General features: G+C 53.0%; 27 protein-coding genes. 16 read left to right on the forward strand and 11 right to left on the reverse strand.

The window, feature by feature from the left end; translation table 11 throughout:
- The first annotated feature begins 59 nt into the window (after window positions 1-59).
- The 5 genes from BUB13_RS11045 to BUB13_RS11065 all read left to right on the forward strand — a co-directional run bounded on the left by BUB13_RS11045 (window position 60) and on the right by BUB13_RS11065 (window position 5,475).
- Window positions 60-1,232: an iron-containing alcohol dehydrogenase gene (locus BUB13_RS11045; RefSeq protein WP_072908813.1), complete on the forward strand. Its 1,173-nt coding sequence runs from the start codon at window positions 60-62 to the stop codon at window positions 1,230-1,232.
- Window positions 1,233-1,669: 437 nt separating this feature from the next.
- On the forward strand, window positions 1,670-2,917 hold the full coding sequence (proV, locus tag BUB13_RS11050) for a glycine betaine/L-proline ABC transporter ATP-binding protein ProV (protein ID WP_072908814.1): 1,248 nt from the start codon (window positions 1,670-1,672) through the stop codon (window positions 2,915-2,917).
- Window positions 2,917-3,756 carry an ABC transporter permease gene (locus BUB13_RS11055; protein WP_072908815.1) on the forward strand — a complete coding sequence of 280 codons (840 nt, stop codon included), beginning with the start codon at window positions 2,917-2,919 and terminating at the stop codon, window positions 3,754-3,756. The genes proV and BUB13_RS11055 overlap by 1 nt, the downstream gene beginning before the upstream one ends.
- A gap of 35 nt (window positions 3,757-3,791) precedes the next feature.
- Window positions 3,792-4,811 (forward strand): glycine betaine/L-proline ABC transporter substrate-binding protein ProX, encoded by a 1,020-nt coding sequence (gene proX / locus BUB13_RS11060; protein WP_072908816.1) that lies wholly within the window; start codon window positions 3,792-3,794, stop codon window positions 4,809-4,811.
- A gap of 82 nt (window positions 4,812-4,893) precedes the next feature.
- Window positions 4,894-5,475, forward strand: a complete 582-nt coding sequence (locus BUB13_RS11065) for a flavodoxin family protein (protein ID WP_072908817.1) — start codon at window positions 4,894-4,896, stop codon at window positions 5,473-5,475.
- Window positions 5,476-5,536: 61 nt separating this feature from the next.
- Here the strand turns inward: BUB13_RS11065 and BUB13_RS11070 are convergent, their stop codons facing one another.
- The 4 genes from BUB13_RS11070 to BUB13_RS11085 form a co-directional block, all read right to left on the reverse strand.
- Window positions 5,537-6,838: a DEAD/DEAH box helicase gene (locus BUB13_RS11070; protein WP_072908818.1), complete on the reverse strand. Its 1,302-nt coding sequence runs from the start codon at window positions 6,836-6,838 to the stop codon at window positions 5,537-5,539.
- Window positions 6,839-7,168: 330 nt separating this feature from the next.
- Entirely contained in the window at window positions 7,169-8,092 is a 924-nt protein-coding gene (gene thyX / locus BUB13_RS11075) for an FAD-dependent thymidylate synthase (RefSeq protein ID WP_072908819.1), read from the reverse strand.
- A gap of 121 nt (window positions 8,093-8,213) precedes the next feature.
- The gene (locus BUB13_RS11080) at window positions 8,214-8,615 is read right to left on the reverse strand and encodes a phage holin family protein (RefSeq protein WP_072908820.1); all 402 of its coding nucleotides are present in this window, start codon (window positions 8,613-8,615) and stop codon (window positions 8,214-8,216) included.
- A 15-nt stretch (window positions 8,616-8,630) separates the two neighbouring features.
- On the reverse strand, window positions 8,631-9,800 hold the full coding sequence (locus BUB13_RS11085; RefSeq protein ID WP_072908821.1) for an aldo/keto reductase: 1,170 nt from the start codon (window positions 9,798-9,800) through the stop codon (window positions 8,631-8,633).
- A 181-nt stretch (window positions 9,801-9,981) separates the two neighbouring features.
- On the opposite strand from BUB13_RS11085, the gene BUB13_RS11090 reads away from it, so the two are divergent.
- The gene (locus BUB13_RS11090; RefSeq protein WP_072908822.1) at window positions 9,982-10,425 is read left to right on the forward strand and encodes an NUDIX domain-containing protein; all 444 of its coding nucleotides are present in this window, start codon (window positions 9,982-9,984) and stop codon (window positions 10,423-10,425) included.
- A gap of 7 nt (window positions 10,426-10,432) precedes the next feature.
- Here the strand turns inward: BUB13_RS11090 and BUB13_RS11095 are convergent, their stop codons facing one another.
- Complete coding sequence (locus BUB13_RS11095; RefSeq protein WP_072908823.1) at window positions 10,433-10,831, reverse strand: tautomerase family protein; 399 nt, start codon at window positions 10,829-10,831, stop codon at window positions 10,433-10,435.
- A gap of 245 nt (window positions 10,832-11,076) precedes the next feature.
- Window positions 11,077-11,490, reverse strand: a complete 414-nt coding sequence (locus tag BUB13_RS11100) for a response regulator (protein WP_072908824.1) — start codon at window positions 11,488-11,490, stop codon at window positions 11,077-11,079.
- A 192-nt stretch (window positions 11,491-11,682) separates the two neighbouring features.
- On the opposite strand from BUB13_RS11100, the gene BUB13_RS11105 reads away from it, so the two are divergent.
- Window positions 11,683-12,216 carry a TrmH family RNA methyltransferase gene (locus tag BUB13_RS11105; protein WP_072908825.1) on the forward strand — a complete coding sequence of 178 codons (534 nt, stop codon included), beginning with the start codon at window positions 11,683-11,685 and terminating at the stop codon, window positions 12,214-12,216.
- Here the strand turns inward: BUB13_RS11105 and BUB13_RS11110 are convergent, their stop codons facing one another.
- The 3 genes from BUB13_RS11110 to BUB13_RS11120 are packed head-to-tail and all read right to left on the reverse strand — an operon-like array spanning window position 12,217 to window position 14,900.
- Window positions 12,217-12,552, reverse strand: coding sequence for an RNA recognition motif domain-containing protein (locus BUB13_RS11110; RefSeq protein ID WP_072908826.1), 336 nt, complete (start codon window positions 12,550-12,552; stop codon window positions 12,217-12,219).
- Complete coding sequence (ylqF, locus tag BUB13_RS11115; RefSeq protein ID WP_072908827.1) at window positions 12,549-13,421, reverse strand: ribosome biogenesis GTPase YlqF; 873 nt, start codon at window positions 13,419-13,421, stop codon at window positions 12,549-12,551. Before ylqF ends, BUB13_RS11110 begins: the two co-directional genes overlap by 4 nt.
- Window positions 13,422-13,457: 36 nt before the next feature.
- Entirely contained in the window at window positions 13,458-14,900 is a 1,443-nt protein-coding gene (locus BUB13_RS11120; protein WP_072908828.1) for a sensor domain-containing diguanylate cyclase, read from the reverse strand.
- A gap of 414 nt (window positions 14,901-15,314) precedes the next feature.
- Here BUB13_RS11120 and BUB13_RS11125 point away from each other — a divergent pair, with 414 nt between their 5' ends.
- Window positions 15,315-16,010, forward strand: a complete 696-nt coding sequence (locus BUB13_RS11125) for a response regulator (RefSeq protein WP_072908829.1) — start codon at window positions 15,315-15,317, stop codon at window positions 16,008-16,010.
- Between the two features lie 99 nt (window positions 16,011-16,109).
- On the opposite strand, the gene thiE is transcribed toward BUB13_RS11125, so the two are convergent.
- Together thiE and thiM are read right to left on the reverse strand one after the other, a co-directional pair.
- On the reverse strand, window positions 16,110-16,736 hold the full coding sequence (gene thiE, locus BUB13_RS11130) for a thiamine phosphate synthase (protein ID WP_072908830.1): 627 nt from the start codon (window positions 16,734-16,736) through the stop codon (window positions 16,110-16,112).
- Window positions 16,733-17,542 carry a hydroxyethylthiazole kinase gene (gene thiM / locus BUB13_RS11135; protein ID WP_072908831.1) on the reverse strand — a complete coding sequence of 270 codons (810 nt, stop codon included), beginning with the start codon at window positions 17,540-17,542 and terminating at the stop codon, window positions 16,733-16,735. Before thiM ends, thiE begins: the two co-directional genes overlap by 4 nt.
- A gap of 389 nt (window positions 17,543-17,931) precedes the next feature.
- Between thiM and BUB13_RS11140 the strand changes: the two genes are divergently transcribed.
- The 8 genes from BUB13_RS11140 to BUB13_RS11175 all read left to right on the forward strand — a co-directional run bounded on the left by BUB13_RS11140 (window position 17,932) and on the right by BUB13_RS11175 (window position 26,707).
- Complete coding sequence (locus BUB13_RS11140) at window positions 17,932-18,567, forward strand: LysE family translocator (RefSeq protein WP_072908832.1); 636 nt, start codon at window positions 17,932-17,934, stop codon at window positions 18,565-18,567.
- Window positions 18,568-18,673: 106 nt separating this feature from the next.
- Window positions 18,674-19,024, forward strand: a complete 351-nt coding sequence (locus BUB13_RS11145; RefSeq protein WP_072908833.1) for a hypothetical protein — start codon at window positions 18,674-18,676, stop codon at window positions 19,022-19,024.
- A gap of 53 nt (window positions 19,025-19,077) precedes the next feature.
- Window positions 19,078-20,469, forward strand: coding sequence for a dihydrolipoyl dehydrogenase family protein (locus BUB13_RS11150; RefSeq protein ID WP_072908834.1), 1,392 nt, complete (start codon window positions 19,078-19,080; stop codon window positions 20,467-20,469).
- A 117-nt stretch (window positions 20,470-20,586) separates the two neighbouring features.
- Window positions 20,587-22,554, forward strand: coding sequence for a cache domain-containing protein (locus BUB13_RS11155; protein WP_072908881.1), 1,968 nt, complete (start codon window positions 20,587-20,589; stop codon window positions 22,552-22,554).
- 87 nt (window positions 22,555-22,641) lie between these two features.
- The gene (locus BUB13_RS11160) at window positions 22,642-24,006 is read left to right on the forward strand and encodes a sigma-54-dependent transcriptional regulator (RefSeq protein WP_072908835.1); all 1,365 of its coding nucleotides are present in this window, start codon (window positions 22,642-22,644) and stop codon (window positions 24,004-24,006) included.
- A gap of 358 nt (window positions 24,007-24,364) precedes the next feature.
- Window positions 24,365-24,964, forward strand: coding sequence for an acetate uptake transporter (locus BUB13_RS11165; RefSeq protein ID WP_072908836.1), 600 nt, complete (start codon window positions 24,365-24,367; stop codon window positions 24,962-24,964).
- Window positions 24,965-25,048: 84 nt separating this feature from the next.
- Window positions 25,049-25,441 (forward strand): hypothetical protein, encoded by a 393-nt coding sequence (locus BUB13_RS11170; protein ID WP_139249360.1) that lies wholly within the window; start codon window positions 25,049-25,051, stop codon window positions 25,439-25,441.
- Window positions 25,442-25,753: 312 nt separating this feature from the next.
- A complete protein-coding gene (locus BUB13_RS11175; protein WP_072908838.1) occupies window positions 25,754-26,707 on the forward strand; it encodes an FG-GAP repeat domain-containing protein in 954 nt (317 codons plus the stop codon).
- Window positions 26,708-26,815: the final 108 nt, after the last annotated feature.

Raw genomic sequence — 26,815 nt, forward strand, 5'->3', positions numbered from 1 at the left:
GCCTGCCTATACTCTAAACTATCAAAACAGCCCATACACCAAGTGAAAGGATAAGCGAGATGCAGAACTTCAATTTTCACAACCCGACCAGCATTATCTTCGGCAAGGGCCAGATGAAACAGCTCGACAGCCAGATACCGCAGAACTCCAAGGTGCTGATCACCTACGGCGGCGGTAGCGTCATCAAAAATGGCGTACTCGACAAAGTCAAAACCGAACTGGCCAAGTCACCACGCGAAGTCATCGAGTTCGGCGGCATCGAGCCGAACCCGAAATTCGAAACCCTGATGAAAGCAGTCGAAATCGCCCGCGCGGAAGAGGTCGACTTCCTGCTCGCCGTCGGCGGTGGCTCGGTGATGGACGGCACCAAGTTTATCGCCATTGCAACGGTCGCCGATGAATTCAAGGGAGAAGAAGAAAAAATCCTCGGTTTCGGTTTCGGCCCGGTTCCGGTAAAACGCGCCCTTCCGCTCGGAACCGTTGTCACAATGCCGGCGACCGGTTCGGAAATGAATATGGGAGCAGTTGTCAGCCGAGGCGAGGACAAGATGCCGGTGATGAGTCCACTGACCTTCCCGAAGTTCTCCATCCTCGATCCGGAATTAACCTACACCCTGCCGAAAATCCAGGTGGCCAACGGCGTGGTCGACACTTTTGTGCATACGGTGGAGCAGTACATCACCTACCCGGCGGAGGGGCGTTTTCAGGATCGCACTGCTGAAGGGATCCTGCAGACCCTGATCGAGATCGGCAAAACCACCGTCGACAACCCGACCGACTACGATGCCCGTGCCAACCTGGTCTGGTGCGCGACCATGGCGTTGAACGGCTTGATCGGTGCCGGCGTGCCTCAGGACTGGAGCATCCACATGATCGGCCACGAGATCACCGCACTGTTCCATGTCGATCATGCGCAGACGCTGGCCGTCGTCACCCCGGCGATGTGGCGCATGCGACGTGAGCAGAAACGGGAGAAGCTGCTGCAGTACGCCGAACGGGTCTGGAATATCGCGGAAGGGTCCGAGGATGAAAAGATCGACGCCGCTATCGCCAGAACGGAAGAGTTTTTCCACAGCCTCGGCATCAAAACCCGGCTGTCCGACCACAGCATCAATGAGGCCGGTATCGAACGAATCATCCAGAACCTGGAGAAACACGGTATGGTCAAGCTGTCGGAGCACGGCGACATCACCCCCGATGTTGCCCGGAAAATCCTCCAGAAAGCATTGTAATCATCTGTAGAGAACGCCCACAAACAATTTTGTGGGCGTTCTCTCAATCTCTTCCCTTTTACCATCTCCTCATTTGACATCTCCATCCATCCTCGTTTATGGTCATAGGGCTAGGCGGCACCCCGCCAGGGTGTTCCGACCTTGTCCCGCAAGAAGATCGTTAAGAACATCGCCCCGTGTGATGCTTCGCAGATCTTCTTTCCAATCAGAGTTGCGCTTGGTTCTGTGGTTCCCGCATTACCGGGTCGCGGGTCGCTCTGTCCGTTATAAAACTTAATATTTATTTTCAGGGACGCTGCTGATTGCAGACCTCCACCCCTCTTCCGCTCGCTCTCGGCTGTGCTCCTTGGTGTTGTTACTTTCTTATCAGGTCTTTACCAACACCATAAATCCAACTGAAACATTCCTGATAAGTCATTGAAGTTAAAGAGGAATTTATGACTGAGCCAGTCAAGATCGAAGTCAAAAATCTATACAAAATATTCGGCCCACAGCCGAAAAAGGCCATGGCCCTGCTTAAACAAGGGCTGGACAAAGAGGCAATTTTTGAAAAAACCGAAACCACGGTCGGCGTGCAGGACGCCAGTTTCGAGATTTTCAAAGGCGAGATTTTCGTCATCATGGGCCTCTCCGGTTCCGGCAAGTCGACCATGGTGCGGATGCTCAACCGGCTGATCGAACCGACCTCTGGCCAAGTGCTGATCGACGGCGAAGATATTGTTGCCATGAATGATGATCAGCTGGTCAAAGTACGACGCGCTAAATTGAGTATGGTGTTCCAATCTTTCGCTCTGATGCCGCACATGACCGTGCTGCAGAATGCGGCTTTCGGCCTGGAGATGGACGGAGTCGACAAACAAACCCGTGAGCAGCGCGCCTTGCAAGCACTTGAGCAAGTCGGTCTGGAGGCCTGGGCTGAGAGCATGCCGGACGAGCTGTCGGGTGGCATGCAGCAGCGAGTCGGACTAGCCCGCGGGCTGGCGGTCGATCCCGACATTCTGCTGATGGATGAAGCCTTCTCCGCCCTCGATCCGCTGATCCGCACCGAGATGCAGGACGAACTGCTGAAGCTACAGGCGAAAGCGAAGCGGACCATCGTCTTCATTTCCCACGATCTGGATGAGGCGATGCGCATCGGCGACCGGATCGCCATCATGGAAGGCGGCAGAGTGGTCCAGGTCGGCACGCCGGAAGAAATTTTACAGAACCCGGCCGACGATTATGTCCGCGCGTTCTTCCGCGGCGTCGATCCGACCAACATTCTCACTGCCGGCGACATCGCCACGCAAACCCAGGTCACAATCCCGATCACCGACGGCAAAAACCCGCGGGCAGGCCTGCAGCGACTGGTAAAGAACGATCGCGATTACGCCTATGTGCTCGACAGCGAAAAAACCTTTAAAGGTGTTGTTTCGACCGACTCCCTGCGTGACATGCTTGAAAATGACAACGTTCCTCACCTGATCCCGAACGCCTACCTCGAAGAGGTCGTGGCCGCGCATAAAGATGATTCTCTGCAGGACATTCTGCCAAAAGTGGCAGCACACCCCTGGCCACTGCCAATCCTCGACGATGATGGCAGGTATCTGGGCGCCATTTCGAAAAACCTGTTTCTGAAAACCCTGCATCGCAACCAAAGTGATGAACCCGCGGATATGGAACCCGCCACGAACGGAGCTCAGTAATGAACTTTTTCAGCTTTAAAGAAAAACTGATCCCTCTGGACGAATGGGTTCAGGACTTGGTCGACTGGCTGGTTTACAACCACCGGGATATTTTTCAGGCGATCAAAGCTCCAATCGAGCTCTGTCTGAATGGTTTTGAGTGGGTTTTCACGTCACTGCCGCCGCTGGTGATTATTCTGTTTTTTATCGCCGTTGCCTGGCGCTACGCCGGCAAGGGAGTAGCAGCCTTTACCCTTATCACACTTTTACTGGTCGGCTACTTGGGACTTTGGGAAGATACTATGGTCACCTTGGCGATGGTGGTCAGTTCGGTCTTTTTCTGCGCTTTAGCGGGCATCCCACTCGGCATTATGGCCGGACGCAGTGATCGCTTCGAAATATTCCTGCGACCAGCGCTCGATGCCATGCAGACCATCCCGCCTTTTGTCTACCTGGTGCCGGTGGTCATGCTGTTCAGCATCGGCACTGTTTCGGGGATTCTGGCAACGATCGTCTTTGCTCTGCCGCCGATTGTGCGACTGACCAGCCTCGGCATCCGTCAGGTCCACCCGGAACTGATCGAGGCGGCTCTCTCTTTCGGTGCCACCGATTGGCAGGTGCTGCGAAAAGTCCAGTTCCCGCTGGCGCTGCCCTCTATCATGGCCGGCCTCAACCAGACGTTGATGATGGCCCTGTCGATGGTCGTTATCGCAGCATTGATTGGTGCCGGCGGACTCGGCAACCCGGTCGTGCAGGGGCTGAACACACTAGAAATTGGTTTGGCAACTATCGGCGGTCTGGCGATCGTCATGCTTGCCATGATGCTTGATCGAATCACCCAGAGTTTCGGGCAGAAATAAATTTTAATCACCCATTCCATGAAAAGGAGAAATCGATGAAACGTCTGATTATATTGGCAATGATGCTCTGCCTTGCGGTTCCCGCATTTGCAGATGGCCACAAGCCGGGCAAGGGGGTCGAAGTCAAGCCGGGCCGCGCAACCTGGAACACCGGCTACTTCCAGGAGGCCCTGGTCCGCACCGGTTTAAAAGAGTTGGGCTACGAGGTTGAAGATCCGAAGGAACTGCAGAACCCGCTCTTCTACCAATCTGTCGCCCTGGGCGATCTCGATTACTGGACCAACGGCTGGTTCCCGATTCATTATGCGCAGATGCCGAAGAACCATGAAAAACGGATGGAACTGGTCGGCTACGTCGCCAAGGCCGGCGGCCTGCAAGGTTATCTGGTATCGAAAAAAGAAGTCGAGCAATACAACATCAAATCGCTGGATGATTTCAAGCGGCCGGAAGTCAAAAAAGCCTTTGACGCCAACGGTGACGGCAAGGCCGATTTGACCGCCTGCCCTCCGGGCTGGGGTTGTGAGAAAACTATCGGCTTCCACATGGAGGCTTATGGCCTCGAAGATCACATCAACCTGATCAAAGCCGGTTACTCCGCCAGTATGGCCGATGCCCTCGGTCGCTACCAATCCGGCAAACCGGTCTTCTTCTATACCTGGGCGCCAAACTGGACCATCTTCAAACTCAAGCCGGGCGAGGATGTTCTCTGGATGAACGTTCCGGAAATCAAGCCGACCGAAGCTCAAAAAGCACAGGCTGATCGCCTGACTGCCAGTGGTGTCGTTGGCGCAGTGACCGATCCGGTCAAGCTCGGCTTTATTGCCGCCGATATCCGCATTGTCGCCAACAAGCGCTTCTTGGAGAACAACCCGGCTGCGAAGAAATTCTTCGAAGTTTTCACCCTGCCGCTGGCCGACATTAGCGAGCAGAACACCAGGATGGAAAATGGTGAAAAATCGAAAGAAGATATCGATCGCCACGTCAAAGAGTGGATCGCCAAAAATCAGGAAACCTGGAATGGCTGGCTGGAGGCTGCTCGCAAGGCAGCCAAGTAGCCCAAGCAGCATTGTCACTAAACGGCCGGTGGGATCTCCACCGGCCGTTTGTTTTCAGGATTAAATTCCGGCAGAGGTCTACATGAAAATTATTGCCCTCAATGGCAGCCGCAGAAAAAAAGGCAATACCAGGATTTTGCTGGAAACCATTTTAAAACCGGCAGCAACGGCTGGCATCGAAACGGAACAGATCTTTCTCGGCGATTATCGCATCGAAGCCTGCACTGGTTGCGAGGGCTGCAGTAAATCTTGGGATTGCGTCATCAAGGATGACTTTGCCGAGATTATCGCAAAGCTGGATCATGCAGATGGCATTGTCTTCGGTTCGCCAACCTACTGGTACACGGTGACTTCAGACATGAAGCGCTTCCTCGACCGCTGCTATAGTTTGATCCAGTTTCCCAAGACCCGTCAGCAGTGGATCGGCAAGTATCAAAACAGCGGAAAAGTATGCGTGACTGCGGCGGTCTGTGAACAGCATGAAGAAGCCATGATGGGCACGACCCTGACACTGTTGAGTGATTTTTCTCGCGATATCGGGCTGGAGTTGCTCGATTCGGTTGCTGCACTTCGTTGTTTCGAGGCCGGCAGCATCAAGCAGGAGAGCGCTGTCCTGCAGCAAGCAGAACTGGCGGGGAACAAACTGGCCCGGCAGAAGAGTTAAGCCTGCAAACACCTTTCGCAGATGTTTGCAGGCGATTTTTGATCTTTAACACTGAGAAACGTTAAGACTCTCTCCCGCTGGATTTCCTGCTCCCGCTACGCCTTCTGCGCGGATCTTCGTCACGACGATTCGCAGCCGCCTTGGCATTGCCATGGTTGCGGTTATTTCTACGGGGTTTTCCTGGCGGGTGTGGTCTCTTTGTCTGAGCCGGTTCAGCAGCGACATTGGCTGCCGGCTCAAAACCCGTCACCGTCAGCTTCGGCAGTTTCCTCTTCAGAAGTTTTTCAATATCCTTGAGCAACTTCATCTCATCGCTTGAAACCAGCGAAACCGCTTCTCCCGCGCGGCCGGCACGTCCGGTGCGGCCGATACGATGGACGTAGTCTTCGGGAACATTCGGCAGCTCGAAATTGACCACCTGCGGGAGTTGATCGATGTCGAGGCCACGCGCGGCGATGTCGGTGGCAACCAGCACCCGCACAGCATTCTTTTTGAAATCGGCCAAGGCCTTAGTGCGTGCACCCTGGCTTTTGTTGCCGTGAATCGCGGCGCTGCTGATACCATCCTTCGCCAGCTGCCCGGCCAGTCGGTTGGCACCGTGCTTGGTCCGCGTAAAAACCAGCACCTGCTGCCAGTTGTTGTTACTGATCAGGTGCGAGAGCAGGGCGCGCTTACGACTTTTCTCCACCTGGTGGATCGACTGAGTGACCGCCTCGGCAGCAGTATTGCGTCGCGCGACCTCGATCATGGCCGGCTCGTTAAGCAAGTTATCAGCAAGTTTTTTGATCTCGTTGGAGAAGGTGGCCGAAAACAGTAGGTTCTGCCGTTTTTTTGGCAACAGAGCCAGAATTTTGCGGATATCTCGAATGAACCCCATATCGAGCATCCGATCCGCCTCATCCAGCACCAGTATTTCTACCTGGGACAAATCGAGGGTTTTCTGGTTGACATGATCGAGCAGTCGGCCCGGCGTGGCGACCAAGACATCGATTCCTTGACGCAGACGGTCGATCTGCGGGCGGATACTGACACCGCCAAAAATTACGCTCGAGCGCAGCGGCAGAAATTTGCCGTAAGCACTGATGCTCTCTCCCACCTGGGCGGCAAGTTCGCGGGTCGGGGTGAGGACCAGGGCACGCACTGATCGTTTAGCAGATTGCGGTTGGGCCGCATGTAATCGTTGCAGTAGTGGCAGGGTGAAACCGGCAGTTTTACCGGTGCCGGTCTGGGCGCCAGCGAGTAGATCGCCACCTTTGAGGACAACCGGGATCGCCTGGCTTTGAATGGGTGTAGGTTGGCTGTAGCCCTGTTCAGACACAGCACGAAGCAGTTCGGTCGCAAGACCGAGGTCGTTAAACGTCATGAAATATATAAACTCCGAAAATGGAACCGGCCCATCCGATGCGTTAAACAAAGGAACGGTCTGTAGGCTGGAAACTCTTAGATGGTGTCAGGGGAATATCGCAAAGAAACTACCGAGAGCACGTACATAGTGCCGACCGATGGGCACAGAGATTTGTGGATATTAGCGGAGCTGTGGGTTAAATGCAAGAAATATCGCGTTTTTTAAAGATCCGAACGACAAATCAGGCAAACCGGTGCCGCAGTGTGTCCTGAAACGAATCAAGCGAACAAAAAATCCAGCTGGCGGCCGGACCTCTGTGTCGATGCCAGACGATCACCAATAACAGGCCTAAATAAAACCCTTAAACGGCTCTGCAATCCCAAGCTTTTCAACCTTGGCCACAAACTCGGACCCTTCCCGAGAGAGCTTGCTGTTCTTGCCGATCCAACCTCTTTCAAGCAACCAGCTTTTAGCTCCTTCGTGGTTGCCGGCAATCAGAAGAGAGAGCAGGTCCTGGTCCTGCTGAGACAGCGATATCTGCCCCATCCGGTAGTCCATAAAGGCCTCCCAGGTTGCAGGCACCCACTTGCTGACTATTTCCTTGCCGATAACTTCGGCATATCGGCGGATCTCCAACTGGGCGTGCGGGTCCATGCGCAGGGCAAGAAAATGCAGCAGGTTGTGCAGGTCCATCTCCCAGTAAGCTTCGGTGTAGGTTGATAACGGCAGATCTTTGCGGGCTTGTTCGCGGGCAACCCCGGCGTCAATCCGATCACGGTAAACAGTGCGGGCGTGCTGGTAAAGTTCTTGTTCGGCAGCAGTAAGTTTTTCGCCGGTTGCAACAGGCAGAAAATCGCCGCTGCCCTGCTTGTTGTCGGTCGACTGACTGCGCCACTGATCAGCGCCGGTTTGTACTGCCTGATCGATGGCGAGTGAATAACGGGTGCTGTATTCGTTGACTGAAGCGGTCCGATGGCGGATCCATTGCCGCCATGCGTCCATCGGCACCCGCAAGTGAAACTTGATCGTACACATCTCAAAAGGGGTGGTATGAAAGTTTCTCAGCAGATAGCGGATGAGCCCGCGGTCTTCTGAAACCTTCTTGGTTCCTGCACCATAAGAGACCCTGGCCGCCTGAACAACTGAACTGTCATTGCCCATATAGTCAATAACCCGCACAAAACCATCATCGAGAACCGGGAACGGGATGCCAAGAATGTCGTCCAACTGCGGGCTGACGGGGCGAGAAAGTTTTTCAAATGATGGCTTCATGCTTGCGTCCTTTATGACCGTTAGTCATCGGCTGCGACCTCATGACTGAAACAGATCTGCTGATTTGATGCGTTGCTGGCATTAAAGTTTCGGCCATTGGGATTGGCCTCAAATTCAAAACCTATTCCCAACGTCCACCGCGGCGACGGCGTAGTTCGATATCGAGAGATTCAACCCGGCCCCGATCGCTGATAAATGAACTCAGCAGCAGGCTGACAAGACTGATAATCAATGATCCCAGCAAAGCGTAGCCGAATCCATCAACAACGAGCCCTCCGATAACTCCAGAAGTCATCAGCAACAGCACGGCATTGATGACAAAAGTGAACAAGCCGAGGGTTAATACATTGATCGGCAGGGTCAGAATAAACAGGATCGGTCGAAAAAAGGCATTGAGAAAACCCAACACCAAGGCGGAAACCAGGGCTGTTCCATAGCCATCAACATGAATACCCGCAAAAAGATGAGCGGAGATCATAATAGCAACAGACAGGATCAGCCAACGAAGGATAAGTCCTTTCATAAGTAAACGACCTCTTTACTGTTGTGGAGTAAAAGTCTCTGCCACCCGCTTCAACTCATCCGGTATCGCAATGTTTTGCGGGCAGTGCTGCAGACATTGGCCACATTCGGTACATTGATCGGCACGTGCTCCGGGCTCCAGAGTCATGTTAAACAAAGCCCGGGCCAGGTGACGGCTGCCGTCGCTGTCGAACTTGTGATATTCGTTGTAAAGGGACAGGTTGCCGGGGATATTGACCCCGACCGGGCAGGGCATGCAGTAGCCGCACTTGGTGCAGGGCACCCGCTGCTTGCTACGGTAGATCTCCTTCACCTGCTCGACCCGCGCCAGCTCATCTGCCGTCAGCGAGTCGGCGTAGCCTTCAGCGGCAATTTTCAGATTTTCTTCCGCCTGCGATGCTTCGGTCATACCGCTAAGCAGTGTTGTGACACGGGCATCGTTCCACAACCAGCGCAGCGCCCATTCGGCGTGACTGCGTTTGGTCTCTGCCCCGGCAAAAACGGCTTCAGCCTCTTCCGGCAATTTCCCCGCCAGGTTACCGCCCCGCAGCGGCTCCATGATGACGATTCCCAGACCTTTTTCCGCCGCGTATTCCAAGCCTGCTTTTCCGGCCTGGGTCTCTTCGTCCAGATAGTTGTACTGGATTTGACAGAAATCCCAGTCATAGGCATCGACGATCGGTTGAAACTGTTCCGGATTTTCGTGATAGGAGAACCCGGCCCGCTTGATTTTACCATCGGCCAGCGCCTTGTCGAGAAAATCGAGCACCTTGTGCTGTTGCAGGTTGGCCCAGAAATTTTTGTTCAGCGCGTGCAGCAGATAATAATCGATGCTGGCAGTCTGCAGCCGCTCCAGCTGATGATCGAGAATCCGCTCCATATCGTCATGACTCTGTATCAGCCACGACGGTAGTTTTGTGGCAATCTTCACCTTTTCACGGTAACCGCCTTTGAGCGCCCGACCAACAAAAGGCTCCGACTCCCCTGGCACAGTCATATCGTTGCCGTGGTAAGGATAATCTGTATCGACATAATTGACCCCGGCATCGATGGCGTTGCGCAGTAACGGAATCGCCAGCTCGTCGTTGATCTTACTGGTGTCACCGTCGATGATCGGCAGGCGCATGCAACCGAATCCGAGGATCGAAACTTCGTCGCCACATTTGCCCATTTTCCTGTAAAGCATCGACTCTCCTCCGCAAAGATCTTTCGCCAGATCTTGGTCTGATAGGCCATTTTAGCAGAGCAGGCTGAATTGTCCGACACAGATTTCCCAGACATGTTCCTGCCGATAACTTGCCTGTTTCTATTTCGGCTTTTGTGTATTAACCTTTGGGCGGTGCAATCCTAGTGTTAAAGGAGCAAATATGCCTGCCGACAACCTTAAATGTCCCAACTGCAACACCGTTGTTAAAGCCTACCGCAATCCTTTTCCAACTGTTGATATCATCATCCGGCAGGAAGGCAAAATTGTCCTGATCAAACGGAAAAACGAACCCTTCGGCTGGGCGCTGCCCGGTGGTTTTGTTGATTACGGTGAAAGCTTCGAGCAGGCCGCCGTGCGTGAAGCGAAAGAAGAAACGGCCCTGACACTGAAAAACCTGCAGCAGTTTCGCGCTTATTCCGACCCCGCTCGTGACCCGCGACAACACAACATCTCGCTGGTTTTCACCGCGGACGGCGAAGGGCTGTTGTGCGGGGGTGACGATGCAGCACAGGCGCAGCTGTTCAGCCTAAACGATCTGCCAAAGCTCTGCTTCGACCACGCTGAAATTCTGGAAGATTACCGTCAATCACTCTCGGCGGATTGACATCGAATCAATCCGCCAGCGGATCCTCTCCCTCCTGCCAGCTTGCCAGATACCTTTCCAGCAGATGAAAATCCTCACCCTTGTGCTCCGTCAGGGTAACGTACATCTGCTCTTTCGGAAGGTTCCAGCGATCCTCGATCAGGTCCATAAAACCGAGGCAGAGGGTGCGGCGCTGCTCCATTGTCCGTCCCTCGCGGATATCGGCATTGACCACCGCGATCCCCTTCTTCGGCTCGTCGGCCCGGCCGATCGACAGATTGTACGTGCCATACTCGCGGATCGATATGCTAATGTGGTCGGTGCCGGTGTCCATCACATCGGAAAACAGCTGACGAACATCTTCGGCAAACTCGATCTTATCACTGTCGGTCAGGCTACGGTTAAATTCGAATTGCAGGTGTGGCATGGGGACTCCTATCCTCTTTTGCAGCAAATAAACTCCGATAAAGATCTGTCGCGGCACGACATGATCTGCCAGTACGATTCGCTCTCCAACAATTAAAGCATCATTCAGCGAAGCTACAACTGCAGGGGGAGAAAGAGAAAAATTGGGGAGACAGATCACCAGTAGAAAAACAAAGAACTTTGCCTGGCGGGCGATCGAGAAATAAAAAAGCCTCTCGAAATTCGAGAGGCTTTTCCCGCTACACCTCAGTGTAACGTTCGATAGACAATCTGACTGAAATCTTCAATCAGGAAAGGCTTGTTTATAATCCGCTCACTGGCAATCTTGCGCCCACACTCGGTTTCCAGCTGAGTATCATGAACACTGGAAAACAAGGTCTTTGCCTGCGGATAAAACTCACGCACCCGCTGAACAATTTCTTTGCTCTCGCGGATTGGAGCCGCTCCATCCAGAATCAGGAGATCAATCTGCTGCAACACATCTTCGCGGCAGCACAATTCCTGTTGGCTCGAGGCAGTTACAACTTGATAGTTCAATTTTTCCAGTACGTCCTTGCCGAGTCGCCGCAAATTCTCTTCACGCTCAACCAGAAGAACCGTTTCACCGTTGCCGAAGACAAGCGTGTTGAAACTCAGGGGTCTATTTTTCGCTGACAACATTCTCTTAAACCTCGAAAAGTTATAAATGAGTTTCCCCCTTCCTGAATACCAATAAATATAAATATTGAGATATATGCTTGTCAATATTTTTAATACTCTTTCATATTTCTTCCCAACCTCTTAAAAACTCCGGAATCCTTGCTTCGATCATGGCAACCGGTTAAGGTGTGCAGCAGTTTTCAGGAGCAAGCCATGAGCAAAAAAACCAACGTCCGCAATATGTTGCTGCGTTATCAGAAAGAGCGTCAGAAGAACGTCCTGGCCAAGCCGGGGGAGCATCAATTTCTTTTGGTGCTTGACCACCTCAAACCTGGCTTTAACGTGCCGAAAATCTTTCGCAGCGCTGAAGCTTTCGGGGCAGCGGGAATCCACCTTGTCGATATCGGCCCCTTTGATCCCGCACCCGCCAAAGGGTCGTTCCGCAAAGTACCGGCGACATTCCATGATGATTTCGAAAGCTGCTATCAACAGTTAAGAGAGGACGGCTACCAGCTGTTCAGACTGGCGCCGGATGCAGAAGAGAGTTTGTGCAACTGCCAACTGCCGGAAAAGAGTGCTTTTATCCTCGGCCACGAGGAGTTCGGCTGCAGCTTCGAACCAGCAGAGTTCCCCGCAATTAGGTCATTGAGCATCCCGCAATATGGCAGTGTGCAAAGTTTGAACGTGTCAGTGGCGTCATCAGTTGTGATGTACGAGTACGTGCGACAGTTTCAACCAGAAAGCTGATCAAGAGCGTCTGCGCCCCCGGCCTGTCGACCGCCTGCGCGTTGTGGTTTCTTCCTGCTCAAGCGTCTTCTCCGGCTTATCCTTGGCCGCAGAAACGCGGATACAGCGGTCGATCAGCAGGGCGCCATCGAGGGTCTGCACGGCATCTTTCGCTTGTGCATCGGTGCCCATGCGAACAAAGGCACGCCCCGTGAACTTGCCGCTGCGCTGATCGGTCAGCAGCTTGACGCTTTTCACCTCGCCGCAAACGGCAAACAATTTGCGTAAATCCTCTTCACCCGCCTCGAAGGAGATCTCGCCAACGAACAGATCTTTATTTTTGGCCCGGTTTTTCATAAATCCTCTTCTTTGTCAGGTGCAGCTTCCACAACAATGTCGCTCGGTCTTTCCAGGCTGATGCGACCGATCTTGCCGCTACGCAGCTCGCGTAGCAACAGCTCGGCAGCACGATGCAGGTCGACATCTCCGCCGCTGACCAGACAGCCACGCCGGCGGCCAATCTCTTCCAGCAGCTCCACTGAGCCGGCAGGTAACTCCTGCAACTTGTATCGCTTCTGCAGTAGCGGCTGATAGCGCTCAGCGAGATAGGCAGCCGTCTCCATAGCAACCGCCGTCGTATCGAAAGCGTTATCACCAATCGCACCGCTGGCAGCAAGGCGACAAGCGCCAGCCTGATTTTCCAGTACTGGCCAGAGTAAACCCGGGGTATCGGACAGCAGGATACCATTCCGCAAGTCGATCTGCTGCGGGCAGGTGGTGATCGCCGGCTTGTCGCCGACACGAGCAATTTTTTTCCCGGCCAGGGTATTGATCAGGGTCGACTTGCCAACATTCGGAATGCCGATAATCATCACCCGCAGTGGTTTCTGCCCCTTGTTACCCCGGTTCGGCACCAGTTTGCGGCAGAGTTTTGGCAACAGGCCGACATTGCGCCGGTCGGTCGCCTCCAGCGGCAGCGCACGCACCGACTGCTGCTTGTCGAAATGCGTCACCCAGGCTTTGGTGATGGTCGGGTCGGCCAGGTCGCTTTTGTTCAACACTTTTATACAAGGCTTATCTTTACGCAGCCTTTCCAGCAGCGGATTCGAGCTACTGTCAGGCAAACGGGCATCGAGGACCTCGATAAACAGGTCGATACTCGGCAATACTTCAATAATCTGAGCCCGGGCTTTTTTCATATGCCCCGGGTACCAGTCGATAATCATCTCATCTCTCCAAAAATTCTCGTTCCTTGATGGTGCTCAGTTTTGCTCCCGGCTAACGCAGTTACGTCCCTGCTCCTTCGCGTCATAAAGCGCCTTGTCGACCCGGTCGACCAGAGTTGCCTCGGTGTCACTCCGCCGGTACTCAGCGACACCAACACTGGCGGTGATCCTGATCTCCGGTCTGATCGTACTGTAATCGATCTCCTCAACGGTCGAACGTATCTCTTCCGCGACCAAGGCCGCAGCCTGCAAATCGGCTCCTTTAAGCAGCACGATAAACTCCTCGCCGCCCCAGCGACAAAACTGATCAACAGCACGCAGGCGCCGCTGAATCTTTTCCGCTGTCAGTTGAATAACCTGATCACCGACCGGGTGGCCGAAACGATCATTCACCTCTTTGAAATGATCGATATCGATGAGCAGTACGCTCAATGATTCGTGCTGCCGCTTGACCACTGCCGTCATCTGCTCGAAGTGGATCTTGAACGCCCGCCGATTACCAGTTCCGGTCAAACCATCCTGTAGTGCCAGCCCGGACAGCCGGTCATGAAAACGCCGCAGAGTCCTGCAGTGCAGCAGTACCACCAGCAAGGTTACTAAAGCGCAAACCCCAAGGTTCAACTGCAGGTTGAGCCGGAAATCGGCAAGAGCATCTGTCGCGGCCTGCTCGACCACCAGAACCCAGTCCAACTCGGGGATGAAGCGAGAGTTCAAGAGGATGGTTTCACCGCCGCTTCTGAATTCGTACTGCTGCTCCTGCCGCAGATCGGCAGCCTGCAGACTTTCCCCAATGCGTTCCTGCAATGTCTGCGGCCCGCTGTAATCTCGCCCATGCAACACCACAGAGCCGCTGGCATCAGTAAAATAAACGCTGCGACCAAAGCGCTGCTGATATTCTTCAATCAGGTTTTTGACGGAATGAACCGTCAGGCCAACACCTGTTGCGCCAATATAATTTCCCAGGTAATCGTAGCTTTTATAATTGATGAAGATGGTCATGACATCGGCGTTCGCCATATCCAGATCAACGTTAACCTCGTAGTCACCGGCCATCTGCTGTACCCGGAAATACCAGGCATCGCGGGGCTCCTTTTCATCAACCCCCTTGAGAATTCCTTCAGGATAATAGTAGTTACGACTCTGCTCTGAGACAAAGAAGCTACTGACCGTGTGATATTTCTCCTTGATCTCGGACAGGTACTTGCTGATCTGACGGGCATCTTTCTCCCCGGCAATCACCCAGTCGCGAACAAAAGTGTCGCTCGCCATCAGCGAAGAGATAAAAATCGGCCGCAGCAGATCACGCTGAATCTCCGAAAAAACATTGTCGCTGGTCAACGGCAGTTCACCAGTCAGAATCGCATCTTTGACGGTGCGGGTCGCCACGACATAGCTGGAGACACTGGTAAACAAAAAGCCGAGAATAATAATCAGCCCTACTATCGAAACCAGTCCAAAGCGGCGAGGTTCCAGATTCATAAGCCCCCTGTCATTTCTATGGTTGATCACTTCCGGAGCTGTTTATAACACAGAGCCCCTCTGCTTTACAGCTTATCGATTTAGGATCGCCTGTAAAGCTGCCTGGGGCACAACAATCAAACAATCGCTCTATATGAATAGTCGGGCTTTTGGCTAAACAGGATTGGGGATATCCCTGAAACCCCTGTCACAGAATTGAGGATTTCCCAGATTTAGACAACATTTTTCACCTGTGCCGCACTCAAGAAAAAAAAGATTTTTCCCTTTTTGTGGGCTAAAGCCTTGCCATCCCTAAATCATTTACCAGCAGCATAAAAACACATAAAAAGCTGGTAAAACTTGGAATGGCTCTTGCTGTCATTGCTTTTGTTGCAGATGTCTTTTTAATCTGTGTTTTGTATCAGGAGTTGGGAAATGAAAATCGCGCCAAGGAAAGTTCTGCTCATCGACAGCGAAATGCTGATTCATTTGGCAGTTTCGCAGGCATATCGGGACAAAGGGCCCTACTTCATCACGGCAGCCAGCAACAAAGAAGCGCTGACCAAAATGGATATTTTCAGCTTCGACCTGTTCCTGCTGGCCCTCGATCTTAAGGATGTCGAAAGCCTCGAACTTCTGAAGACAATCGATGAACGTTTCCCCGAAGCACCGGTTATTCTGATGACCAATGGCGCAACCGAATACTGCAGCCTGCTCGAAAAAATTGAGGAAACCAGAAAACACGGCACCTGGCAACTGATCGAAAAACCCTTCAACCTCGATATCCTTACCGTCTTGATTGAACGTTGCCTGCACGAACAGGAGCGCGACCAGATCAGCAAAGAACAGGATAGCGAGGGGCACGAAAAGCGCTGCTACCTGCGCAGCTCGCACGTCCAAACAATCCAGCTGCTTATCGATGCGGCCGACAGTGGCTACAAAGAAGAGAAATCGGTCAGGGCGACACTGACAGATGTCTCTGACGGTGGTCTCGGACTGGTCACCAAGTACCCGCTGAAAAAATCACAGTCGATCCGTTTTGCCGGCGGCTCCATCAGCAAAAGCGGGGTGGTTGCCTGGACCGCGCTGATGGACAACCACATCTGCCGCGCTGGGGTGCAGTTCTGCTGATTTAGTGCCGGTGCGCCACCCCATTTTGTACGAGGTAGCGGCTCTTCAAAAAACTCACTACTATCAAGGCACGATTGTGTCTTGGAAATTCAACCCATTTCATACTGCGATCTTTTGCTGCAACTGCCGCGTCGCTTGCAATGGATCAGAGGCAGAGCAGATTGCGGAAACGACCGCAACGCCATCAGCTCCCGATTTAAGAATTGCTGAAATATTTTCGTGATGGATGCCGCCAATGGCGACAAGCCGGTGGCGCGATAACCGCCGAATGCTGGCAACGCCTTCAAGTCCAAGCGACTCTGTCAGTTCGCACTTGGTCGGGGTTGTGAACACAGGGCTCAGGCCCAGGTAATCAACATCCAGAATTTCGGCGGCCTGCGCGTGGGCTTCCGACTCAACGGAAAGGCCGATGATTGCATCAGTCCCCAGTAAGCGTCTCGCATCAGCATAAGGCATATCGCTTTGACCGATATGCACTCCATCCGCTCCGATCGCCAGCGCGATATCGACCCGGTCGTTAATAAGGAGCGGAACAGACGATTGTTGCAACAAGGAAGAAACAGCGCGTCCAAGTTCAACAAATTCCCGGGTTGCGCACTCCTTTTCGCGCAACTGCACGACAGAAACGCCTCCCTGAACGGCAGCCTGAACGATATCGAGGAGATCCCGGCCAAGAGACAGGTTGCGATCGGTGACAAGGTGCAGGCTTAAATCAAGCGGCTTCATTTTGCCTCCGGGTCAAGCCAGTGTGCTTCAACCTGTTCCGCATTTAAATTGTAGAAGGCATCGATAAGATGAACCTGGAAGCTCCCCGGACCCGTTGCCTGTGCTGCGGCGAGTTCCCCGCAAATCCCCATGACCATCATGGCGTGACTGGTCGCCACAAGGATATCTTTGTTGACGGCGCAGAAGGCACCGATCAGGGCTGTCGCTGTGCAGCCAAGCCCTGTGACCTTTGGCATCAGCGCGTGGCCATTGCGCACCCTCATGGTTTGACGGCCATCCGTGATTAAATCGATCGCACCACTGACGCAGACCACGCAATCATATTTTTTTGCCAGAGCCAAAGCAGCACTCTCGGCATCAGACGCCGCCGCCGAACTGTCGACCCCTTTCGTCTGCACGCAATCACCAGCCAACGCCATAACCTCTGAGGCGTTCCCCCTGATGACAGCTGGTGCGGCCCTCTCAAGCAAGCTAAGGCAGGTGCGGGTTCGGAACTCGGTTGCACCGGCCCCGACCGGATCGAAAATAATAGGAATTCCTTTCTCATGCGCTGCAGCCATCGCAATGGCCATGCCGGAAATCCACTCCTTGCTAAGTGTCCCAATATTGATTACCAGCGCCGAGGCCAGTGTCACCATCTCAGCAACTTCTTCAGCGGCATGGGCCATCACCGGCGATGCTCCGATGGAGAGCAGGGCGTTAGCCGTATTGTTCATGACGACATAGTTGGTGATGTTGTGAACCAGCGGCGCAGTGTCTCGTACTTTCTGCAGGTCGTCAGATAAATTTTTAAATTTCAGTTTCATGGGCATCCTTCCTGAAAAAATCTCATCTTTGATTAAGCGCTCTATCATACCAACCCGCCGATGTCTACTCTCTTGCTTCCGCAGTTGAAAAGCCTCGGCATAGGTTAGGGTTTCATGTTGTCCCTAGCCGCTAAACGGTCAAACATTTTTTTAGTTGGCGGCGAATTATTCGCTAACTTACCCTGAAAACTAAGAACTCCCCTGCAAAATTTTGCCGCCAAGAAACAGGAAACTCATTGCGAATCTCCTTGAAGTTTTTTCAGAGCAACTGATTTCGATCATATTGACTGGCCAGATTCATCGTAAAACGCACCTGATTCGCCCTTGGCAAAAAGCCCGCTATCTTCTATATTCCCCGCAATAACAACTCCCAATGGCAGGGCAACAGCATGTTCAGCGTGACCACCATACTGCCCTTTTTAACCGTCAGTTTTCTGATTGCGGTTTCCCCCGGGCCAAGCTGGCTCTACACGATCTCCACCACGTTGAGCCAGGGGCGGCGTGCGGGAATGGCGGGGAACCTGGGCAACTCAACCGGTATACTCTGCCATGCCCTGGCAACAGGCTTCGGCCTCTCTTTACTCCTGCAATATTCCTCTACCACCTTTCACCTGTTGAAATTTCTCGGTGTTTTCTACCTCTGCTACCTTGCTTGGCGGAATTTTCGTGGCAACTCTCTGCTCGATACTGGAGAGACACGACGCAACAAACGCTCTCTCGGAAAAATTTTCTTCAACGGTATTTTCGTCAGCCTGTTCAATCCGAAAATCTTCCTGCTGATGGTTGCCCTGCTGCCACAGTTCGTCTCCCCTGACAGTAACAACCCGCAACTGCAGTTGGCCCTGCTCGGTTCGCTGCACGCGCTGGTCGCTGGCCTGTTGCATACGTTCCTGATTTTCTTCTCGGCCGAAATCTCCCGCCGTATCAAAGCCTCCGGCCGGGCACAGAAGTGGCTGCGCTGGGCAACCGGAACTCTGTTTCTCGGTTTCGGTGCCCGGCTGGCGATGGCCGGACAGGGCTCCTGACTCTTACACCCCAGGCAAAATATTCCTCTCACCCTGTCAATTGAGCACCATTTCAGTTATATTTATCAATAAACCCAATCCTCTTCAGTACTAACGAGGTAATTCTATGGCCAAAGTCATTCCTTTTCCGGAGAGCCGGAAACAGGCCGGTAAAATTGTAGACCAAATCATCGCCGAGCGTATGCCGCACAAGCCGCCGGAAATCCTCCGCTGCCTGAAAATCGAAATGACCGATTTGATCAGAAAATATTTCAGTGACCAGGAGATGACTCTCTCTCTGGTTCTGCCGAACGATCTCACAGAAGAGCAGTTCCGCATTATCGAGCATGGCATTCAGGAGACCATCGGTGATCACAACAAGCGCATGAGCCAACGCTCCAACCAACTGTTTTTCGATCTCTGCATGTCACGCATGATGATATGTGAGTTGCGCTACGAATTACAGCAGCAGAACTGATTCCATATGCTACTGTTATATTTTGATGAGTTGTCGAAACAGTGGAGGAGTTTATGCCCCAGCCCTATGACCTGATCATCCTCGGTGCCGGTACGACTGCATTCGCCGCAGGGCGAATGGTTGCTGCGCGGGACAAAAAAGTCTTGCTGATCGACCAGTCACACGTCGGTGGGACCTGCGTCAACTGGGGCTGCGTTCCGAGCAAAACCCTGATCCACAAAGCTGAAATGTACCACGCAGCTCGCAAAGGAGAGTTCTGGGGGCTCAACCTGCAAGCGGGAAAACCTGATTGCACCACCCTGATGCAGTTAAAACGTACCGCTGTTGAAACCCTGCGCGATCAGCACTACAAGCAGGAGCTGGCACAAACTCCGAACATGGACATCCACTACGGCCGTGCGTATTTTGTCAGCAAAAACGAGGTCGCCACTGAAAACGGCCGCTTCACGGCCCCTGACATCCTCATCGCGACAGGTGGCCAAGCCCGCGTGGTGCCAATCCCCGGTCTTGAAGCTGTCAAGTACCTGACCTACAACAGCGCCCTGCATCTGCCCTGCTTCCCGAAATCCTTGATCATTCTCGGTGGTGGCGTCATTGCGCTGGAGATGGGGCAGATGTTTGCCCGCTTCGGCACCCAGGTCACCATTCTTGAACGTGGCCCGAAACTGCTGGCCGAATTCGACCCCCGCCTGACTGAACAGTTCCGCGCCATGCTGGAGCGGGAAGGGGTAAAAATTTTCTTCAACGCAGAGACAGAACGGATCGAACAACGAGCGGACGGCGTCTGCCTCTACGCCCGTGTCGCCGGGGCCGAGATCGGCATCACCGCCGAGCGCTTCATGCTGGCGATCGGCACCACTCCGGCGACGGAAGGTCTCGGCCTGGAGAAAATCGGCGTCAAAACCGATGCGGCCGGTTTTATCAAGGTGGATAACGGCCTGCGCACCAGTGTCGAAGGAATCTGGGCTGCAGGAGATGTGACCGGCAACCCGATGATTGCCCCAGCCGGAGCACGTGAAGCACAGATCGCAGCCAAAAACATCCTCCACCCGGATCAGGAATTCACCATCGACCACCGTTTTTCACCGATGGCGGTCTTCGTCGATCCCGAGTTCGCCACAGTCGGTCTCAATCGCGAGCAGGCCGAACAACAGGGCTATGAAGTGGTCACAACCTACCTTGGCCTCGACCGGGTACCGAAAGCGCATGTCATGGGAGAAGAGTTGGGCGGCTTCCTGCTCAACGCTGAGAAAGGCTCAGGTAAGGTTCTCGGTGTACAGATGCTCTGCCCACGCGCTGCCGATATCATCCACGAAGCGACTCTCGCCATTCGTTTCGGCCTGAGTGTTGTCGACCTGACGACGACAGTCCATGTTTATCCGAGTATCAGTGACGGGCTGCGTCAAGCTGCGCGCGACAACGCTTTCGTCCAGGGACTGCTTTAGTAGAAGAACGCTAAACCCCTGTTATAATTTTTCCCTTCTTTCCTGTTTTACCCCCTCGCCTCTTTGTGTATACTGCATACCAGAAAAATCAAATTTTCCCTTTCATGACTGATGATTATGGCCCGACACCTGTTTTCATTCATAAATAAAATGAAGATACGCTGGAAGATGCTGGTGGTTATCCTGCCGTTGGTCGTGGTTCCCATCTTCGTCCTCGGCGGACTGATCGGCTACATTGCGACGGAGCAGGCCTATCAAGGCATCACGGCAACCAGCAAGGCTGATCTCGATCACATGGCCAGCTTCACTCTCGACCTGCTTGACAGTCACTACCGCCAGTTCCAGGTTTACCGGCAGGACAAGAAAAAAATCGTCCAGCAGGAGATGAGGTCGCTGGTCGACCTCGCCTACACCCTGATCAACGAACAGCAACGTCAGCTGAATGAGGGGAAAATCAGCTTAAAGGCAGCGCAGCAAGCGGCCCGCAACAGCCTGAAAAACGTCAGCATCGGCAGCAGCGGCTACCTGTTTGCCATCGACACCGATGGCATGCTCCAAGTCCACCCGGCGCTGGAAGGGAAAAACGTCATCGACGCCCAGGATAAAGACGGTCGCTTCTTTATTCGCGAGATGATTGAGCAATCACTTGAAGTCGAGCCGTCTGAGGTCAGCTTCACTATCTACCCCTGGCGCAACGAAGAACTGGGAGACAAACAACCGCGGGAAAAAATCGTCGCGTTCCGCTACTGCCCGCGCTGGGATTGGGTGGTCGCCGCCGGCGGCTACCTGGATGAAACCTACGAAGATCCCATGTTTGAGCAAAGTGCCATGAAAACGCTGGCACAACAGATCAAGAGCAAGAAAGTCGGCAAAACCGGTTACATCTTCTGTATGGACAGCAGCGGCACCCTGACCATTCATCCAGATGCGGAAGGACGTAACATCAGCAACGCCCGCGACTCGGAATACCGCCCCTTTATCGCCGAAATGCTGGAGCAGAAAAACGGCTGGATCCGTTACCCCTGGCGCAACCAGGGTGAAAGCAAAGAGCGGATGAAGATTGTCCGCTACCGCTATTTCGAACCCTGGGACTGGATTGTCGCTGTCGGCAGCTACGAAGAAGAATTCTACCAGGCGGCCAACGAACTTAAATGGCGTATTGCGACCCATGTCTTCCTGCTACCGCTGTTCATTGGCCTGATTTCAGCAGCGCTGGTCTTCCTCGCCGCCAAGGTGTTGACCGACCCGATTCACGAAATGATCACGGTCATCCGCCGGGTCAAACAGGGGCGACTCGACGAACAGGTCCCGGTGGAGACGCACGACGAACTGGGTGAGTTGGCCATCGCCTTCAACCGCATGACCCGCATGCTGCGAAAAAACAAAGAGATGGAGGCAGCACTGGCCCAGCAGGGCAAGATGGCCTCTCTCGGTGTGCTCTCTTCTGGCGTCGCTCATGAAATCAACAACCCTCTCGGCGTTATTCTCGGTTACGCCGGCTACCTGGAGAAAAAGATCCCGGAGGATGACCCGAATTACACCTTCATCAACGAGATCAAAAGGGAGAGCAAGCGCTGCAAGAAAATCGTTCAGGACCTTCTCAGCTACGCGCGTACTCCGAAGCCGGTGCTGGAAACAACCGACATGAACCGGCTGCTGCGGCAGATTATCGATTTCGCCGGCAACCACACCGATCTCTACCACATCAAAATTGTGCAGGAGCTGTCACAACACCTGCCCTCCGTCCCTGCTGACGGCGACCAACTCCGTCAGGTCGCGATCAACCTGTTGCTGAACGCAGGTGCGGCGATGCCGGATGGCGGAGAAATCCGTGTCAGCACAATTCTGGATGAAGATCATTACATCCGCATTGAAGTGGCTGATAACGGAGAGGGAATTCCCGAAGAGAACCTGGAAAAGATTTTTGAGCCGTTTTTCACGACCAAAGCCCGTGGCACAGGGCTTGGCCTGGCCATTACCAAGCAGATTATTGATATGCACCAAGGGGAAATGTATATAGACTCGCAAATTGGAGTCGGCACCACCGTGGTGATCCGGTTGCCGCTGGTGCGCGAGGAATATTGATCCCCCTGGAACGTTGAATGTAGAACCGCTGGGAATCGCCCCGACAAGCGAGCTCCCCTCTAGAAAGTGCTAAAGAGAGAGAAAATCATGCCCGCAAGAAAAATCATGATTGTTGACAACGAGGAAGGCCTCTGCCGCATGATGGAAGCCGTCCTCATGGATGACGGTCACGCCGTGCGCTCTTTCACCAATCCACTGGAAGCGGTCGAGCTGTTCCGCCCCGGTGTCTGGGATCTGGTGATCAGTGACATCAAAATGCCCGGCATTGATGGACTCGAAGTGCTGCAACGGATCAAAGCGGTCGAACCGGACATCCCGGTAATCATGATAACCGCTTTTGCCACCGTAGAAATGTCGATTCAGGCATTGCGTAAGGGCGCTTACGACATGTTGACCAAGCCGTTCGAACCGGACGAGCTCCTGTTTCGTGTGCGAAATGCTCTAACTCACAACGAGTTACAGAGCGAAAATAAACAACTACGTGAAGAACTGGCTGGTAAATTTAATTTCGACAATATCATCGGCGCCTCGATGGCCCTGCAGAAACTGCTGGACAAGGTGGAAAAGGTCGCCATCCGGGACACCTCGGTTCTGATCACCGGCGAATCGGGAACCGGCAAGGAGCTGATCGCGCAGGCAATCCACTACAACTCTCCACGTAAAGAGCAACCCTTTATCGCCATCAACTGCGGAGCCATCCCCGATTCGGTTCTGGAAAGCGAGCTGTTCGGCCATAAAAAGGGCTCTTTTACTGGGGCTGACAGCGACAAGGAAGGTCTGCTCAAAGCAGCCGATGGCGGCACTCTTTTCCTCGACGAAATTGGCAACCTGCCGCTTAACGTGCAAAAAACGCTGCTCAGGTTTCTGCAGGAGCAGGAGTTCCGCCGCATCGGCGACACCGAATCAACGCGGGTTGACGTGCGCCTGATCTCCGCTACCAACGCTGACCTGACCACCGATGTCGAGAAAGGTGAATTCCGCGAAGATCTCTTCTATCGCCTCAACGTCATCAACCTGCACCTACCACCACTGCGTGAGCGACGCGCGGACATTCCCCTGTTGGCAGCCCATTTCATCGCCGAACAGAACAAAAAGTTCAACACCAGCATCAAAGGCTTGTCAGCCGAGGCCCAACGCGCTGCGAGCGAGTACAGTTGGCCCGGCAACATTCGCCAGTTGCGCAACGTCATCGAAGCCTGTATCACCATCGAGACGGGAGACCAGATCGATCTGTCCACCCTGGCGCAGTTCATCGAAACCGATGCCGTACCAACTGAAGAGGATGGCTACAATGAGGCGCTCGGCCGGTTTGAGATCGATTATCTGCGGCAACTGCTTCGATCCGTTGATGGAAATATCGAAGATGCCGCCCAGAAAGCAGGGATGAACATGGCAACGATCTACCGCAAACTGAAGAAGTACGGGTTGCGCAAGGAAGACATCCTCGACTGATTTTTGCAGTTTTGGAAATCTGCGAAATCTGGATTTGCAAAACTGCAAAAAATTCCTAAAACCCCACAAAATCAACATCATACAGCGTTCTACTTTTGGTAGATAAATTTCCCCCCTGCTTCTACCCGTCCTGTTTTCGCACATTTGCAAAGCAAACAGCTTATCAAAGCAAACGTCTGAGCACTGAGAATCCATACAAGCTCTGCTAAATAGCGGGCTTTCTCACTTTTTTCAGAGAAGTCACAAAAATGGGCACAGCCATTGCTAGTTCTTCAGAGCATAGAAAAACCTCTTTTTAGGGGGGCGGGTTGGATTTGAATCCGTCCTCCCCCCAATTTTTTTTTCGGAGGATAAAATCATGACAAGAGATTTCCCCGTTGCCGAAAACAAAATCCCCAGCCTCGGCCTACTTGCCTTGGCTCTTAGTATAACCACCTACGCCATCAGCCAGACCGGCTACCTGTCAACACCTGCGGCTACCCTGGGAACCGCCCTGTTACTGGGTGGTGGGCTACAAATCATGGCCGGCATCCGCTCACGTAATGCCGGGAGCCCATCAGCCACGGCAACCATGCTCCCTCTCGGTCTCTTCTGGCTGTCTCTGATTGCTTTTGAAGTTTTCCCGAAACTTGGCCTCGGCAAAACACCGGGAGCCGTCACAATGGTCGCCTACCTGAGTATGTGGGGCTTGTTCGCTGCCATCCTCTTCCTCGGCAGTTTTCAACAAAGCCGTGCCCTGCAACTGGTTTTTTCAACGCTGATGTTCTGTCTGTTGTTCCTTGCCATGGGCAAACTGCGCGACAACGCAGTATTCCTGCTGATTGGTGGAGTTTCCGGTCTCATCTGTGGCGCAGCAGCCTGCTATACCGCAATGGCTCAGCTGTTCAACCAGTGGATGGGTCGCTCAATCTTTCCCACCGGGCAATGGCAAGGCACATTGGAAAACGACCTTCACTAAACCGTTCCCCTCTTGAAAAAAAGTTTGAATTGGGGTAATTTGAGCCAGTTAAAGTTATAAAACAGCATTCTATTAGGTTTTCGGGTGAACGTGAATTTAAGTCAACAAATGACCTTGTTGGGACTTGCGGCCATGGTCTTCTATGCCGTCATGCTGGCGACAGGTGTCGTCGGGATGGATGTCATGCCGCAATTCATGGTCTCTGCCGTTATCTTTCTCTCCTCCGGTCGCTTAATGCGGATGGCAGCGAAAAAACTGCCGCCAAAAGAGATTGACGAGGAAAAGGAAAAACGCAAGCAGGAGCGGCCCAAAACTGACTGGGACTGGATGAGCCAATTTCTCAACTGGGCGATGGCGCTGATCATTCTCGGAGCCTTGGCCCTCTGGATCATGAAACCGGTCGGGGTTTCGATAATCGATGCGATCAAACAGTACAAACCCGATTCGCACCCATATTATTCGGACCACATACCTTAGCCCAAGCTGAAAATTAATAAACCAAAGCCCTCCGCAAGCAATTGCCGAGGGCTTTTTTATTTCTGACCAACTGTAAAAGCTCGAGACATTTACCACCCCTGCTGGAACACCTTGTGGCCTTGTCGCTTGTAAAATATTGGCCATAAATCCAACCATGAATAAAAGTCCATGGCCTTGATGAAATAGCCTTGCATCAGCTAAATTGATAGTTAGATAGCCCTTCCAGCATGGCCCACGGGATCTGGCGGGAGATCAAAGAAGAGGATCTTTCTGCTCCACTACCATTTTAGCGAAGCAAGGAGAGAATCGACGATGTCATTTAGCAAGCAATCGACTATAAGGCGACCAGAAACAACCGCTTCTCGCCGCAGTCGCCCTTTTTTCTTCTGGCTTTCGAGGACCCTTGCGGGATACCTGATAACGCTTGCTTTTCTTTTCCCTGCCAATGCCAGCGATGTCAAATTGGCAACCGACAGAACGTTAACTGCCCTGAAAGCGGATAAAGCTGTTATCAGAGCCCTGACGGACGAATTTTCTCAACTTCCGGAAAAACAGATCAGCGTTAGCGAGGATGGTGCTGTTTATGCCCAATACTCTCAGCCAACCACTCGCTATCAGCACGGAATTCTGGGTGACGCTATCGAGGCTGGACAGTTGATCGTCGCCAGGAATGGAACTTTTTATAAGCATACTCTTGCAGAGCAGTACGTTTTTGAAGATATCAAGCCCCGTCTCTTCGATGTCGATAATGATGGGCAGATGGAGATTGTCACAATCAGGAGCCACATCAAAAAAGGCGCCGGCATCATGATCTACAAGATCGAGAACGATGCACTGACTGAATTTGCCTGGATTGAAGAGATAGGAACTGCATCGAGATGGCTCAACATAGCAGCTATCTACGATCTGGATGGCGATGGACGCGTTGAAATGGCATGGATTCAGACACCCCACATCGGTGGCATTTTAAAAGTCGCCAGGATTCGTCCAGGAAAGCTCGTCGCGCTGTCGGAAAGCTCCCCCTACAGCAACCACAGCATTGGTGAAAGAAACCTCTGCCTCTCCCTGGTAGCCCAAGAGGAAAACGCCACGCTCCTCTATGTTCCAGCACAAAATCGCCGCCAGATCGTAGGCTTTCAGCTAAAAGATAACACCATGAAAAAAATAAAAACCATCTCGCAGCCAGTGAACTTCTCAACCCCGCTGGTACGACAGCACAACTTCAGCAAAGTTGTTCAGAGTGGTGTTTCCTGCCCGGAATTCTGATTTTTCCTGCCAGCACTTCGCAAGCGTCTGTATGCCTTCATCTTTGCAAAGCAGAGGTTTTTAGCATACTTTTTCATGGCCACTGACAGATTTCACATCATAGAGACC

The organism is Malonomonas rubra DSM 5091, from assembly GCF_900142125.1.
Classification (GTDB): domain Bacteria; phylum Desulfobacterota; class Desulfuromonadia; order Desulfuromonadales; family Geopsychrobacteraceae; genus Malonomonas; species Malonomonas rubra.

Excerpts from the sequence above, each read along its gene's own strand:
- BUB13_RS11045 (WP_072908813.1), top strand. The coding sequence starts at position 60 with ATGCAGAACTTCAATTTTCACAACCCGACCAGCATTATCTTCGGCAAG.
- proV (WP_072908814.1), top strand. The coding sequence starts at position 1,670 with ATGACTGAGCCAGTCAAGATCGAAGTCAAAAATCTATACAAAATATTC.
- BUB13_RS11055 (WP_072908815.1), top strand. The coding sequence starts at position 2,917 with ATGAACTTTTTCAGCTTTAAAGAAAAACTGATCCCTCTGGACGAATGG.
- proX (WP_072908816.1), top strand. The coding sequence starts at position 3,792 with ATGAAACGTCTGATTATATTGGCAATGATGCTCTGCCTTGCGGTTCCC.
- BUB13_RS11065 (WP_072908817.1), top strand. The coding sequence starts at position 4,894 with ATGAAAATTATTGCCCTCAATGGCAGCCGCAGAAAAAAAGGCAATACC.
- BUB13_RS11070 (WP_072908818.1), bottom strand. The coding sequence starts at position 6,838 with ATGACGTTTAACGACCTCGGTCTTGCGACCGAACTGCTTCGTGCTGTG.
- thyX (WP_072908819.1), bottom strand. The coding sequence starts at position 8,092 with ATGAAGCCATCATTTGAAAAACTTTCTCGCCCCGTCAGCCCGCAGTTG.
- BUB13_RS11080 (WP_072908820.1), bottom strand. The coding sequence starts at position 8,615 with ATGAAAGGACTTATCCTTCGTTGGCTGATCCTGTCTGTTGCTATTATG.
- BUB13_RS11085 (WP_072908821.1), bottom strand. The coding sequence starts at position 9,800 with ATGCTTTACAGGAAAATGGGCAAATGTGGCGACGAAGTTTCGATCCTC.
- BUB13_RS11090 (WP_072908822.1), top strand. The coding sequence starts at position 9,982 with ATGCCTGCCGACAACCTTAAATGTCCCAACTGCAACACCGTTGTTAAA.
- BUB13_RS11095 (WP_072908823.1), bottom strand. The coding sequence starts at position 10,831 with ATGCCACACCTGCAATTCGAATTTAACCGTAGCCTGACCGACAGTGAT.
- BUB13_RS11100 (WP_072908824.1), bottom strand. The coding sequence starts at position 11,490 with ATGTTGTCAGCGAAAAATAGACCCCTGAGTTTCAACACGCTTGTCTTC.
- BUB13_RS11105 (WP_072908825.1), top strand. The coding sequence starts at position 11,683 with ATGAGCAAAAAAACCAACGTCCGCAATATGTTGCTGCGTTATCAGAAA.
- BUB13_RS11110 (WP_072908826.1), bottom strand. The coding sequence starts at position 12,552 with ATGAAAAACCGGGCCAAAAATAAAGATCTGTTCGTTGGCGAGATCTCC.
- ylqF (WP_072908827.1), bottom strand. The coding sequence starts at position 13,421 with ATGATTATCGACTGGTACCCGGGGCATATGAAAAAAGCCCGGGCTCAG.
- BUB13_RS11120 (WP_072908828.1), bottom strand. The coding sequence starts at position 14,900 with ATGAATCTGGAACCTCGCCGCTTTGGACTGGTTTCGATAGTAGGGCTG.
- BUB13_RS11125 (WP_072908829.1), top strand. The coding sequence starts at position 15,315 with ATGAAAATCGCGCCAAGGAAAGTTCTGCTCATCGACAGCGAAATGCTG.
- thiE (WP_072908830.1), bottom strand. The coding sequence starts at position 16,736 with ATGAAGCCGCTTGATTTAAGCCTGCACCTTGTCACCGATCGCAACCTG.
- thiM (WP_072908831.1), bottom strand. The coding sequence starts at position 17,542 with ATGAAACTGAAATTTAAAAATTTATCTGACGACCTGCAGAAAGTACGA.
- BUB13_RS11140 (WP_072908832.1), top strand. The coding sequence starts at position 17,932 with ATGTTCAGCGTGACCACCATACTGCCCTTTTTAACCGTCAGTTTTCTG.
- BUB13_RS11145 (WP_072908833.1), top strand. The coding sequence starts at position 18,674 with ATGGCCAAAGTCATTCCTTTTCCGGAGAGCCGGAAACAGGCCGGTAAA.
- BUB13_RS11150 (WP_072908834.1), top strand. The coding sequence starts at position 19,078 with ATGCCCCAGCCCTATGACCTGATCATCCTCGGTGCCGGTACGACTGCA.
- BUB13_RS11155 (WP_072908881.1), top strand. The coding sequence starts at position 20,587 with ATGGCCCGACACCTGTTTTCATTCATAAATAAAATGAAGATACGCTGG.
- BUB13_RS11160 (WP_072908835.1), top strand. The coding sequence starts at position 22,642 with ATGCCCGCAAGAAAAATCATGATTGTTGACAACGAGGAAGGCCTCTGC.
- BUB13_RS11165 (WP_072908836.1), top strand. The coding sequence starts at position 24,365 with ATGACAAGAGATTTCCCCGTTGCCGAAAACAAAATCCCCAGCCTCGGC.
- BUB13_RS11175 (WP_072908838.1), top strand. The coding sequence starts at position 25,754 with ATGTCATTTAGCAAGCAATCGACTATAAGGCGACCAGAAACAACCGCT.